Consider the following 12457-nt stretch of genomic DNA (forward strand, 5'->3'; position numbering starts at 1 on the left):
TTAAAATCATAAGAAGCAGTTACAGGGGGAGTAAAAATGAACATTTTATTAGCACCCGATTCTTTTAAAGGGAGTTTAACATCTGTACAGGTAGCCAGTATCATGAAAAAAGCTATCAAAAGTGTTAACCCAAATGATACTGTGTTAATGAAGCCAATGGCTGATGGTGGAGAGGGTACGGTTGATGTTTTATTATCATCTTCTCCAAATAGCAGGCGTATACCGATTTCGTGTACCGGCCCATTAGGAGTAACAATCGAAACATATTATGGAATCATAGATAACAATGTGGCTGTAATAGAAGTTGCCAATATTGCTGGATTGGTGCAAGTGCCGGATGGAAAGCGAAATCCAGATAATACTACAACTTATGGTGTGGGAGAAGTTATCCTGGATGCTATAAATAAAGGATGTACATCAATTATTATTGGGTTAGGTGGAAGTGCAACTAATGATGGGGGTTTCGGATTATTACAAGCATTGGGCATGGAAGCATACGATCAAAATGGGAAACGTTGTGGTATTTTTGGTAAGGATCTCCACTCAGTTAAGAGGATAGATGTTCAACAACTTGAATCTAAACTAAAAAATGTCTCAATAAAAGCAGCATGTGATGTTGAGAATATTCTATGTGGAGTTAACGGTGCAACTCAGGTTTATGGCAGGCAAAAAGGTGCAAGCGAAGAACAAGTTTTAAAATATGATGAATCACTAAAACGTTATCAGGAACTCATACGATCAGAAAAGGCAGTAAGTAAAGTAGAAAATGCTGCCCAAATTCCCGGTTCCGGGGCAGCAGGTGGATTGGGATTTGCTTTATTAGGACTTGGGGCAAAGCTCGTATCAGGTTCTGAACTTATAACAAACATTTTACAAATGGAGGAAGCCATCAAGCAATCAGATTTAGTAATAACAGGGGAAGGACAGAGTGATGAACAGACTCTCTTTGGCAAAGCACCTGCCTACATAGCTGATCTCGCTAAACTGCACGGTGTCCCAACGCTGCTACTTTCTGGTTCGGTTGTTGGGAATGCAGATTTATTAAGAGAAAAGTTTGCAGGTTGCTTCTCTATTATAAGCAGCCCATTATCACTACAAGAATGTATAAGAAATGCAGATGAACTTCTATTTAAACAAACGACTCAGATTACGCATTTCGTTCATTCTATTTTAAATATGAAAACACTTTATAAAAAGTAACTTTAATCCACTTAATAATTCAAGTAATTCTAGGGTTAAAAGAGAAGTGGTAAGAGAAGTACTCAATATTCCTATTAAATGAGGTGCTGCTTATGAAGAGTGAAACAGGACATCAAATAATACAGCTAAGTGAAAGTATTCATTCGGAAAAGGATACTATTAACGAACATTTTCACGAAACCTATCAAATTTTATATGTTTTGGAAAATGAAGGTGAGCTTAACCTTAGTGGAAAAAAGTATTCTTTTAACCCAGATCAAGTCGCTTTCATTGCACCCTTTTCAAAGCATTCTATTTTAGCACACACGAAACTGGCTATTTTGGTTCTTGAATTTGAGCCAGACATTTTAGATTCTTCCATACATAAGGAAATACTAGATAAATATCTTACATCTTCTCAACTAATCCAAGTAAATCAATTTGAAGCGATGGAAATAAGGCAGTTACTCCGAAAGATGCTTTATCAACAATCGTTGGGAGGGAATTTTGACCGCGTTGGCCTACAAATATACCTTTTGGAGATTTTATATTTACTAGCCCGTTCCCAACAGGAAGCAGTAATAACCGATGCAAATATGCTAAGAGCTGAAAAGCTAAAGAAATACATTGATACTAATTATTTTAATGTAATGAATTCGAATGATATAGCTGCAAAATTAGGTGTCAGTTCACGACATGTGAATACTATTTTTAAAGAGCAATATAATAAAACACCATTACAGTACTTAACAGAGGTTCGATTGGAAGCTGCTAAAAAATTATTAATGGAGACTGATAAGGATATTATCTCTATATGTTTTGAAGTTGGCTTTGAATCTCTTTCTACCTTCTATCGCACATTTAACAACTATATGAATACTTCCCCAAAAAAGTACAGAGCTGCGAATAACCATACTTTATTATAATCATAGTGATAGTAAGCTATGGTTTTTCGTTGTATCCATTCTTTTCAGTTTTTTTATTGTTATTTCCGAAATTAAGAATTAATTACCCGATGTTGTAGGAAGTAAAAATGAAAGCGTATTATTATTAGAATTAATTACGATACAAACATTGGGAGGAGAAATCATATGGCGATAAAAGAAGTTGGAATTATTATGAATGGGGTAACAGGAAGAATGGGGACAAATCAACATCTAATCCGTTCGATAGTGGCAATTCGGGAACAAGGAGGAATTGAGCTTTCGAATGGAGACAAAATAATGCCGGACCCTATTCTGGTTGGACGACGCGAAAACCGCTTGAAGGAATTGGCAGATCAATTTAATTTATCCAGATGGACGACAGATGTCGAAGAGGCACTTGCGGATGATTATAATCAAATTTACTTTGATTCTCAAACAACTGTAAGGCGTGCAGAAGGAATTCGCCGGGCAATCAAAGCGGGAAAACATATCTATTGTGAAAAGCCTACTGCAGAAAGTACGGAAGAGGCGCTAGAATTAGCCATGCTTGCAAAAGAAGCAGGTGTAAAGAATGGTGTTGTACAGGATAAACTGTATCTGCCGGGATTACTAAAATTAAAACGGTTGATTGATTCTGGATTCTTTGGCGAGATGCTTTCTGTTCGAATGGAGTTCGGTTATTGGGTATTTGAAGGAGATTGGCAGGAAGGACAGCGTCCATCTTGGAATTATAGAAAAGAAGACGGAGGCGGGATTATTGTAGATATGTTTGCACACTGGCGCTACGTTATTACTCACCTTTTTGGGAACATTAAGTCTCTTTCTTGTATGGGAGCTACCCATATTGATAAAAGAATTGATGAGAATGGTGAAGAATATACTTGTACCGCAGATGATGCAGCATACGGAACATTTGAACTGGACAATGGTGTCATTGTACAAGCAAACTCATCTTGGGCTGTACGGGTGAACCGTGAGGACTTGCTTACAATTCAAGTAGATGGAACAGAAGGCAGTGCTGTTGCTGGTCTTCGCGACTGCAAGATTCAACATCGTGTGAATACTCCTAAACCGGTATGGAATCCGGATATTCCTAACCCTTTTGATTTTCAATCCCAGTGGCAGGATGTTCCGGCAAATCAAGAATTTGATAATGCCTTTAAAGTACAATGGGAAATGTTCTTAAAACATGTAGTTGCAGATGAGGCATACGACTTGGATCTACTTGAAGGAGCAAAAGGTACGCAGTTATCCGATCTGGCTTTGAAATCATGGAGTGAAAGATGTTGGGTTGACGTACCAGCATTGGAGTTACAGGAGGCATCAAGGTGACAAACAAATTGAAATTACCAAAAACAGGCGGGGAGCTATATACGTATAGCCCCCGAAATGCAATAACATTTCCAATACCGGAAAATAAATCTTTTGAAAAAAGAATTGCGTTTTCAGCTGCACATGTTGTAGCAGATCCCTTTGCAGGTACAGATCCGCTTAATAATAGTAAGGTAGATTGGGAGTCTACCTTACAATATCGTCACTATTTATGGTCGCAAGGACTTGGTGTAGCGGAAGCGATGGATACAGCTCAACGCGGAATGGGGCTTAGTTGGGAACAAGCAAAAGAACTTATAAGCAAATCTGTTGCTGAAGCAAAATCTGTTGGTGGCAGAATCGCTTGCGGTGCAGGTACAGATCATCTACATGCAGGACCAGGGATCCAATTAGATGATGTGCTTAACGCTTATAGTGAGCAGTGTGAGTTTGTGGAAAGTCAGGGGGGGCAAATTATCTTAATGGCAAGCCGTGCATTAGCTGCTTGTGCTCAAACTCCTGAAGATTACGAAAAAGTTTATGGCATGATATTAGACAAAGTGTCACAGCCCGTTATTTTGCATTGGCTCGGAGATATGTTCGACCCAGCTTTAAAGGGATATTGGGGTTATGAAGATATTGATAAAGCGATGGAAGTTTGTTTACGTGTCATTAAAGAAAATAAAGATAAGGTTGATGGGATAAAAATCTCGCTACTTGACGACCAACGTGAAATACAAATGCGTAGACTTCTTCCTGAAGACGTAAAAATGTATACAGGAGATGATTTTAATTATCCTGATCTGATTCTTGGTGATGAGCAAGGGTACAGTCATGCTTTACTGGGGGTTTTTGATGCAATTGCGCCAGCGGCTTCAGCAGCATTATTGGCTTTAGATAACAATGATATAAAATCATATCAGACAGCATTAGAAAGAACAGTACCATTATCCAGGCATATATTCCAGACTCCGACCTATGCTTACAAAACAGGCGTTGTTTTTATGGCTTATCTAAATGGGCATCAGCCACATTTTCGAATGGTTGGAGGAGCTGAAAGCTGGCGGTCAATCATTCATCTATCAGATTTATTTGTATTGGCAGATGAAGCTGGACTTTTAGGCGATCCTGAATTGGCAACTGAACGAATGCGACTTGTTCTGAAGCAAGCAGGAATTGAATAATAAAAGGGGAATGGCGATATTATGGGAAATGAGTCACCGCTATTAAATAATTTAAGTCTTAATCAAATTACAACTGACAATTGGAATTTGCAAGAAGCTGTAGAGGGGTGTCTAAGGGCAGAAGTTCCTTGGATAGCTCCGTGGCGTCACAAAGTACATGAACTTGGTCTTGCAGAAAGTAAACGGATTATTCAAAGTTCAGGGTTGAAGGTATCCAGCTTGTGCCGTGGGGGGATGTTTCCTGCGTCAACTGCGGAACAACGCCAAAAGAATTTGGATGATAATCGTCTAGCTGTAGAAGAGGCAGCCGAGTTAGGAACAGATGTGTTAGTATTGGTATGTGGTTCAGCTCCAGATAAGGATATTGATACATCAAGAAAATGGGTTGAAGAAGGAATTGAAAAGTTGGTTCCTTTCGCTGAGTCTCATGGTGTAAAGCTAGCTATTGAACCTCTTCACCCCATGTATGCAGCCGATCGTTCCGTTGTCGTTACACTCGACCAGGCGAATACAATTGCTGAAAAGTTTAATCCTAAACAAGTCGGAGTAATTGTGGATGTTTTTCATGTCTGGTGGGACCCGGATCTATATAATCAAATAAAGCGTGCACAAAATAATATTCTTGGTTTTCATGTATCTGATTGGATTGTTCCAGTACCAGATATGTTTAAAGGCAGAGGCATGATGGGGGATGGCGTCATCGAAATTCGCCGCATTCGTAACGCTGTGGAAAAAGCAGGATATCAGGGGCCAATCGAAGTGGAGATAATTAACCAATCCATTTGGGATCAACCCGGGGATGAAGTGCTTTCTAAAATGAAAAAAAGCTATTTGGAGCATGTTTAAATATAAAAACTGTAATGATGATGAGGGATAGTATATTTTATGCTATTCTTCATTGTTTTATTTTTAATTGGGAGCTGAGCGTATGAAAAAAGGTTTAATCATCATGAACAAAGATTTTGTTGATTTAGTGTATCCTGAAAAAGTAAGAGAAGAAATTGAAAGCTTAGCGGACATATATGAAGAACCACTTTCGAGAGAGCAAGTAAAGGAAAATCCGGAAATTGTAAAGGATGCGGAAATAATCTTCTCAGGGTGGGATGGCCCGAGGATGGATAAAGCTTTTCTTGATGCTGCTCCTAATTTGAAAGCGCTCTTTTATGCTGCTGGTACAGTCAAACCTTTACTTACAGATGCGGTTTGGGAGAGGAATTTAACTATTACTGCAGCAGGAAAAGCAAACGCGGTACCGGTTGTAGAATATACACTTTCACAGATTTTATTTTCACTGAAAGACGGGTGGAACTTTGTCAATAACATAAAGAAAGAGAAGCACTATCCTAAAAAGCCTTATTATCATGTAAGTGGTGCGTTCGGCAGTACTGTAGGAATTATTTCATTAAGCACAATAGGGAAAAAGGTAGCTGAAATATTAAAGCAATTTGACGTTAACGTACTTGCCTATGATCCCTTTGCAGATAAAAGTGTTGCTGAAGAATTAAATGTGGAACTTTGTAGCATCGAAGATATCTTTGCAACTGCTGATGTTGTATCATTACATGCTCCTTTATTATCGGAAACAAGGGGATTGATTAGAGGTTCTCATTTTCGCTCGATGAAGGAAAATGCTAGCTTTATCAATACAGCAAGAGGTGAAATTGTTATGGAAGCTGAAATGGTAGAAGTACTTCAAGAGCGTGATGATATTACAGCCATATTAGATGTAACGTTCCCTGAGCCACCAGAGGAGAGTTCATTGCTATATACATTGCCAAATATTATTTTGACACCACATATAGCAGGTAGTGAAGGAAAAGAGTGTGGGCGATTGGTTCCTACATGCTGGAAGAGTTCAAGAGATATATAGAGGGGAAAAATCTTAAGTGGCAGGTAATGAAAGAGCAATACGCAACGATGCCAGAAAACTAGTGAGGTGGAAGTTATGTTTAAGCTTGGATTATGTTCGGTAACATTTAGGGATTCCTCGGTGGAAGAAGTAATTGATATTTCCAAAAGAGCAGGAATAAGCGGTATAGAATGGGGAGGAGATGTCCATGTGCCTCCGCTTGCAGAACGAGCGAAAGAAGTTGCCCGGTTAACGGAACAAGCTGGTTTGGAAGTGGTTTCCTATGGTTCCTATTACCGTCTCGGGCATGGAGAAAACAATCAATTTGAAGCAATACTACAAACTGCAATTCAATTGAAAGCACCGGGAATCCGTGTGTGGGCAGGGAAGAAAGGGTCTGAACAGGCAGATGAGAAGTATCGTAAGAAGGTTGCAGAGGATGCCAGAAGAATAGCAGAATTAGCTAAGGAAGCTGATATTCGTATCCATCTCGAATACCATGGGAAAACCCTTACTGATACAGCTGAAAGTGCTGCGGATTTATTAAAAATGATTAATCATGAAAGTGTCTTTCTATATTGGCAACCGGCTGTAAGTCAACCAGTAGAAAATAGATTAAAAAACATTGAAAAGATACGACAATGGTTATCAAATATTCATGTTTTTCACTGGCATGGAACAGAAAAGTTGCCCTTTGAAAATGGAATGGAGGAATGGAAGAAATATTTGAATAGGCTTGAACCTGGTGCAGCTGAAACGAGATACTTACTTATGGAGTTTGTTAAAGATGGTAAGGCAACTCAATTTTTTGAAGATGTTCAAGCATTAAAAAAACTTGTGATTGACTAACAAATGTAACCAATAGATATGGGGAGTTGCTAATTATGTATAGTTGGTTCATAGTAAAAGCCTTCTTAAAGAAAACCTCAATAAATATTGCAAATGAAGAGACCAAACAAGTAAAGGAGAGAGCCGATTCTGCTTGCGTAAACCGTTTTTTCTTTACACATCACTGGGATATGGAACGCTGTAGTGAACCTATAACCTTCAAGGGAAAAATAGACTGGACGTACTGCTACAATGGTGATGAGGAATGGGCCTTTATGTTAAATAGACAGCGTTTTATGGCAGACATAGGCCAGGCTTATATTATTACTGAGGATGAAAACTATGTGAAACAATGGAAGAGAATCTTTTATGAATGGGTTGAGGCCAACAAAGACAAATCCATTCATCCGTTCACATATAGAAAGATAGATACGGGGATACGACTTACAAATTGGTTGAAAGGCTATGCCTGTATTCATGATTCTACCAATTGGCTGCCATATGACGACAAAGTATTTAAGGAACAAGTGGAAGCACAAGGTAATTTCTTATATGAAACTTTTACAGCATTTGATTTTCAAAGCAACTGGGGCTTTTTGGAAGTGAATGGTTTATTGCAGGCAGCATTTATGATGGATCAACGATTAAGAGAACAATGGCTCCAGATTTCTATTGACAGGCTAGAAAAAATGATTTTGCTCCAAATCTATAAAGATGGCATACAGAAAGAACAATCCCCAATGTACCATCATGAAGTGCTCCACTGTTTAATGGAAATCAGTATTGTTTTGAGAAGAAATAAGATCCAGATTCCTTCGTTTATTGAAGATGCTACGAATCAGATGTTAACTGCATATTACCAAATAATGAAACCTAATGGACATCAGCCCATGCTGGGTGATAGTGACGATACGGATATTCGCGGCACGTTAGCGATCGGAGCTGTCCTATTCCAAAGAGCAGATTTACGTGCGCTTTCAGGAAATAATTGTCCGCTGGATATCCTATGGTATTTTGGTGAAAAGGGTATGAAAAGGTTCGAAAGCATGGAGCAAAAACTCCCTCTAGAAACGACTTATAATTTATTGGAATCCGGTATAACTATTTTCCGGTCGGGGTGGGACCTCAATGATAATTATTTGTTGTTTGATCATGGGTCAATGGGGCAAGTTAACAAAGGGCACGGACATGATGATAACTTACATATCGAACTGATGATGGAAGGCCGTGAGTTTTTAATTGATGGGGGGCGTTATACGTATTGTGAAACAGAAGAAAGAAAGTATTTCAAATGCTCACATCGTCATAACACCGTAACGGTAGATGGTCATTCGGCTTCAGATTATTTAGAAACATGGAAATGGGAGAATGCTGCTAAGCCAATAGATTATAAGTATCGATTTACAGATGCTTATCAGTATGCACAGGCAGGTCACACAGGTTTTTGGAGATTGGCGGCACCTGCTCACATAACCAGGAAAATTATTGTCCTTTCCCCTTCAAGTTATTTTGTAATAGATTGTTTTGAATCTAAAGGGCTGCATAACTATACACAGCATTTTCACTTTGGAGAACAGACTCCAGTTGAACTGCTAGAAAATAAAAGAATTATAACCACTTTTAAAGACTATAATAATATTTCGATCATACCGTTGCAAACGCCAGAAGAGGTGGGGATGGCGGAAGGGTTTACTTCCAGACATTATAATGAATTAACACAGCATCCACATGTACAATTTAAATATAAACAAAAACAAAACTTGGTAGCACCAGTATTAATACAATCTGTAACCAATCGCCACACTAATAAAGTGGTTTATAATCAACTGCCGGTTTATCACATTAACGGCTCCCCCAGAAGTAATGAGGAAGTAGTAGCCTTTAAAATAAGTGATAATAACAGAGATTATTTAATTGTTTGTTCATTAGTAGGGAGTGACAGCTTTCTTGTGGAAAACTATCAATTATGTGGTGAACTTATCTTAATTACTGATGTAAAAACTCATGGAGAAAAAGTTCATGTAATCCAATAGACTTCAAGCTATTCTTAGCAAGAAAGTAAAATTATTATGTTAGACTTGAAAGTTGATTTTACTTCTTTCTCTTTTTTCTGTATATTATGATTACTAATACGTAATTAAAAAGGATGTTCATTATGGAAACTACATTTTCAGAAAAACTGTATATAGGCGCGGAATGGTTAGTGAGATTAGCGTATTTACAAGTGCTGTTTTTTGCCTTTATGATAGCCGGTGCAGGGGTTTTTGGGCTATTTCCTTCACTTGCAGCAATGATGGCCATATCACGACAATGGTTGAAAGGAAATCATACAAGTCCGTTACACAAATCATTTTATAATTACTTCAAGCAATATTTTTTGGTTTCCAATGCATTAGGTCTATTACTCTCGTTTGCTTCAGTAGGTATAGTATTGTATATATACTGGTTTTTGCAGTTGGGAGGAATATGGTCGAATATATACATTTATATTTTATATCTATTGTTATTTATTACTATATTAGTATGGATTTACTGGTTACCAGTGCTCGTACATTTTGATATAAAAGCTAAGCAAATTTTTTAAATATGCTCTATTTGTTGGTATGATGCGTCCACATTATACATTGTTATTGTTGTTACTCATAATATCTTTGTATTTACTCAGCTTATTGATTCCAGGAATTATTCCGATTTTAAGCATAAGTTTGATTGTTGTCGGGTGGAACTTAATCATTCAGCGAGCATTCCAAAAGATTAGTGAAAAACAAAGACAAATAAAGCAAGTATAGAAAAAAGCTGATTTATTCTAGTAAATCAGCTTTTTCTATTTAAAATTGAATTTTATTTATCATTGTAAATAAATCGTGGTCATTTATAATCCGGATAACTTCCTTCGTGTTCCGCTTATCAAATTTTTTAAGAATACTGGAAATCTGTTTTTTAATTGTCTCAAGTTCTACAGACCGTTCTGCTGCTATTTGCTTTCGAGTCAAACCCTGACATAAGGATTTTAATATTTCGACCTCTGAAGGAGTCAATGTAGCAATAACTTGAAAGATGTGGGTGAAATTCTCTTCGAATTTTTTTACTCGGGCAAATTCCTCCCTTAATTTACTAGCAACAAATGGTCGAATAGGAGATGTATTTGAAGCTGCGTTTTCTATTGCTTCAATAATTTCTTCTTTTGAAGCTGATTTAATAACATAGTCGGCAATATTTGTTTGGTATGCAGAAAAAATAGAATCATTATCTTTATGTATTGTTAAAATAATAATTTTTGACTCTGGTGAGCTAAAGTTTATTTCAGAAGCTGCACGAATACCTGCCATCTTATCTTCCATTTCAATATCCATTAGGATAATATCGGGTTCTTCTTCTACAGCGAGCGCTACAGCTTCTTTACCACTTTGAGCTTCACCAACTATTGATAAATGGGGTAGTTCTCCTATGATACGTGCTAACCGCCTACGATGTGCCTCCATATCATCAACAATTAAAATAGTTAATTGTTCCATCTTTGTAGCCCTCCTTATTGAAGTGTATACAATTCCAATATGCCTGTATCTACCTATTGCGCATGTACTTTTGTTCTGCAAGTGGTATGAGAATATTAAACCGTGTTCCTTTTTCTTTATTGCTACTAAACTCTATCGTACCTCCGTGTAATTTAATAACTTTGTAGCAATAGGATAACCCGATACCCCAATTTGTTATGGAAGACTTCGTTGAAAAGAAAGGAGTGAATAATCTTTTTTTGTTTTCATTTGAAATCCCAGGTCCATTATCTTCAATAGTAACCATTCCCCATTTGTTTATCTTACTAGTTGTTATATGTATTTTACCGTCTTCATTATTAATTGCCTCTTCAGCATTTTTAATAATATTATAGATAGTCTCTTGAAGCATTTCTTGATCAATATATGCATAAAGTTGTTTTTCGCTTAAATCGCTGCCAATTTGAATTGAGGTGTGCTGTGGGTTAAACCTCTTAATTGCCAATTCTACTGGTTGATTCAGGGCTGAAAACGTTGGTGAAATTCGAAACCCGGTTAGTCTATCCAAAGCACTTTCTAAGCTTCCAGAGGACTGACGGCAAGATTCTAAAATTAGTTCCAAGCTGTAGAGAGCATCCTCATCATTATTAAACTTATTTTCTTTTAGAAATTCAGCCTCCGAGCGAATAGCAAGTAGATGGTTTTTAATAGAATGTGTAAAGCTTCTTACACCTAGAGATGCTGTATCAATATTGGTATGTGTTAATAAATTAAATTCCTTGTTAGATTTTTTTATTAAATTATATTTATAGGCATTATAGAACATAAAGAGCAAAGCTAAAGTTACGACCAACGGAAAAAGGCGAAGTTCAATAATAGTCAACTCTGGTAACTGATAGTTATTGAAGTTACTTATAAATGTACTTTTTACCAGATTGGTAGGTGCAAAGTAAAACATTAATAAATAAATAAAAGTTAGTGGAAGTAGGCTAAACAAAGTAAAAAGTGTATGATTTCTCAAAAAACGAATTTGGTAATTTTTAAAAAAATGCCAAATCAATAAGAGAAACCCTGAAAAAAGATATATGTAGTTAACCCAATGAAATAAGATGCTTCCATAGCCAGAAATAATTTTGTACATTTCCATATTATTATGTGTGTAAGCTACATTTTGCATATAAATGTTAAAACCGGGATCGAAAAATAAAAATTGAGAAAATGATAGAAACAGTATGGTGTAGAGTATGTATCTAATCTGTTTGATTTCAAACCACTTAGTAATACAAAAGGATAAAGAAAAAAGAATATAAAACAAATAAAATAATATGCTGCCGCCATTCAAGAATCTAATAAGTGCATCGGTATTGAAGTTTTGAAGCACCAGGTTACTCCACGTACCTGGATTAAAGTTAAAAAGTTGATTTAGTGTAACGTAATAAAGGTTAAATTTACTTAAATACAAAATTAAAGCAGCATAAGTAAAGACCGCACTAATAAAAATTCCGTATAAAAAAATAGCCGAAATTGTATTAATACTCTTATAAATAAATAATATCAGAAGAAATACAAGTAAGATAGCAACAAAAGTCATAAAGATACTCCTAATTTTTTAATTTTTTAGAAAAAGGGGTATAAAACTTCCCCCTTATTACATTCTTTGAAAACCCTTACAATAGATTATACATT

The 12457-nt window shown here is 36.7% G+C and carries 11 protein-coding genes; 9 read left to right on the forward strand and 2 right to left on the reverse strand.

All coding sequences use genetic code 11. The features are described 5' to 3' along the window. Positions 1–36: 36 nt before the first annotated feature. The 9 genes from JCM12304_RS11440 (at position 37) to JCM12304_RS11480 (ending at position 9861) form a co-directional block, all read left to right on the forward strand. A complete protein-coding gene (locus JCM12304_RS11440; protein WP_060680466.1) occupies positions 37–1200 on the forward strand; it encodes a glycerate kinase in 1164 nt (387 codons plus the stop codon). 92 nt (positions 1201–1292) lie between these two features. Further along, a complete protein-coding gene (locus tag JCM12304_RS11445; RefSeq protein WP_019376846.1) occupies positions 1293–2105 on the forward strand; it encodes an AraC family transcriptional regulator in 813 nt (270 codons plus the stop codon). Positions 2106–2270: 165 nt separating this feature from the next. Then, positions 2271–3437: a Gfo/Idh/MocA family protein gene (locus JCM12304_RS11450; protein WP_060680468.1), complete on the forward strand. Its 1167-nt coding sequence runs from the start codon at positions 2271–2273 to the stop codon at positions 3435–3437. After that, entirely contained in the window at positions 3434–4600 is a 1167-nt protein-coding gene (locus JCM12304_RS11455) for a dihydrodipicolinate synthase family protein (protein ID WP_060680470.1), read from the forward strand. The genes JCM12304_RS11450 and JCM12304_RS11455 overlap by 4 nt, the downstream gene beginning before the upstream one ends. Before the next feature lie 21 nt (positions 4601–4621). Then, positions 4622–5446 carry a sugar phosphate isomerase/epimerase family protein gene (locus JCM12304_RS11460; RefSeq protein WP_019376849.1) on the forward strand — a complete coding sequence of 275 codons (825 nt, stop codon included), beginning with the start codon at positions 4622–4624 and terminating at the stop codon, positions 5444–5446. An 82-nt stretch (positions 5447–5528) separates the two neighbouring features. Continuing rightward, the gene (locus JCM12304_RS11465) at positions 5529–6470 is read left to right on the forward strand and encodes a hydroxyacid dehydrogenase (RefSeq protein WP_256200819.1); all 942 of its coding nucleotides are present in this window, start codon (positions 5529–5531) and stop codon (positions 6468–6470) included. Positions 6471–6545: 75 nt separating this feature from the next. Then, the gene (locus JCM12304_RS11470) at positions 6546–7298 is read left to right on the forward strand and encodes a sugar phosphate isomerase/epimerase family protein (RefSeq protein ID WP_060680472.1); all 753 of its coding nucleotides are present in this window, start codon (positions 6546–6548) and stop codon (positions 7296–7298) included. Between the two features lie 35 nt (positions 7299–7333). Then, on the forward strand, positions 7334–9310 hold the full coding sequence (locus tag JCM12304_RS11475) for an alginate lyase family protein (protein ID WP_060680473.1): 1977 nt from the start codon (positions 7334–7336) through the stop codon (positions 9308–9310). Between the two features lie 122 nt (positions 9311–9432). Beyond that, a complete protein-coding gene (locus JCM12304_RS11480; RefSeq protein WP_060680475.1) occupies positions 9433–9861 on the forward strand; it encodes a YesL family protein in 429 nt (142 codons plus the stop codon). 244 nt (positions 9862–10105) lie between these two features. Here the strand turns inward: JCM12304_RS11480 and JCM12304_RS11485 are convergent, their stop codons facing one another. Both JCM12304_RS11485 and JCM12304_RS11490 read right to left on the reverse strand, forming a co-directional pair. Then, positions 10106–10792, reverse strand: coding sequence for a response regulator (locus tag JCM12304_RS11485; RefSeq protein ID WP_019376854.1), 687 nt, complete (start codon positions 10790–10792; stop codon positions 10106–10108). A gap of 49 nt (positions 10793–10841) precedes the next feature. Next, positions 10842–12362 carry a sensor histidine kinase gene (locus tag JCM12304_RS11490; protein ID WP_060680477.1) on the reverse strand — a complete coding sequence of 507 codons (1521 nt, stop codon included), beginning with the start codon at positions 12360–12362 and terminating at the stop codon, positions 10842–10844. Positions 12363–12457: the final 95 nt, after the last annotated feature.

It is taken from the genome of Virgibacillus halodenitrificans JCM 12304, from assembly GCF_001310895.1.
Taxonomy (GTDB): domain Bacteria; phylum Bacillota; class Bacilli; order Bacillales; family Amphibacillaceae; genus Virgibacillus_Q; species Virgibacillus_Q halodenitrificans.

Bases quoted from the DNA above. Each gene is read 5' to 3' on its own strand.
- JCM12304_RS11440 (WP_060680466.1), top strand. From the start codon at position 37: ATGAACATTTTATTAGCACCCGATTCTTTTAAAGGGAGTTTAACATCT.
- JCM12304_RS11445 (WP_019376846.1), top strand. From the start codon at position 1,293: ATGAAGAGTGAAACAGGACATCAAATAATACAGCTAAGTGAAAGTATT.
- JCM12304_RS11450 (WP_060680468.1), top strand. From the start codon at position 2,271: ATGGCGATAAAAGAAGTTGGAATTATTATGAATGGGGTAACAGGAAGA.
- JCM12304_RS11460 (WP_019376849.1), top strand. From the start codon at position 4,622: ATGGGAAATGAGTCACCGCTATTAAATAATTTAAGTCTTAATCAAATT.
- JCM12304_RS11465 (WP_256200819.1), top strand. From the start codon at position 5,529: ATGAAAAAAGGTTTAATCATCATGAACAAAGATTTTGTTGATTTAGTG.
- JCM12304_RS11470 (WP_060680472.1), top strand. From the start codon at position 6,546: ATGTTTAAGCTTGGATTATGTTCGGTAACATTTAGGGATTCCTCGGTG.
- JCM12304_RS11475 (WP_060680473.1), top strand. From the start codon at position 7,334: ATGTATAGTTGGTTCATAGTAAAAGCCTTCTTAAAGAAAACCTCAATA.
- JCM12304_RS11480 (WP_060680475.1), top strand. From the start codon at position 9,433: ATGGAAACTACATTTTCAGAAAAACTGTATATAGGCGCGGAATGGTTA.
- JCM12304_RS11485 (WP_019376854.1), bottom strand. From the start codon at position 10,792: ATGGAACAATTAACTATTTTAATTGTTGATGATATGGAGGCACATCGT.
- JCM12304_RS11490 (WP_060680477.1), bottom strand. From the start codon at position 12,362: ATGACTTTTGTTGCTATCTTACTTGTATTTCTTCTGATATTATTTATT.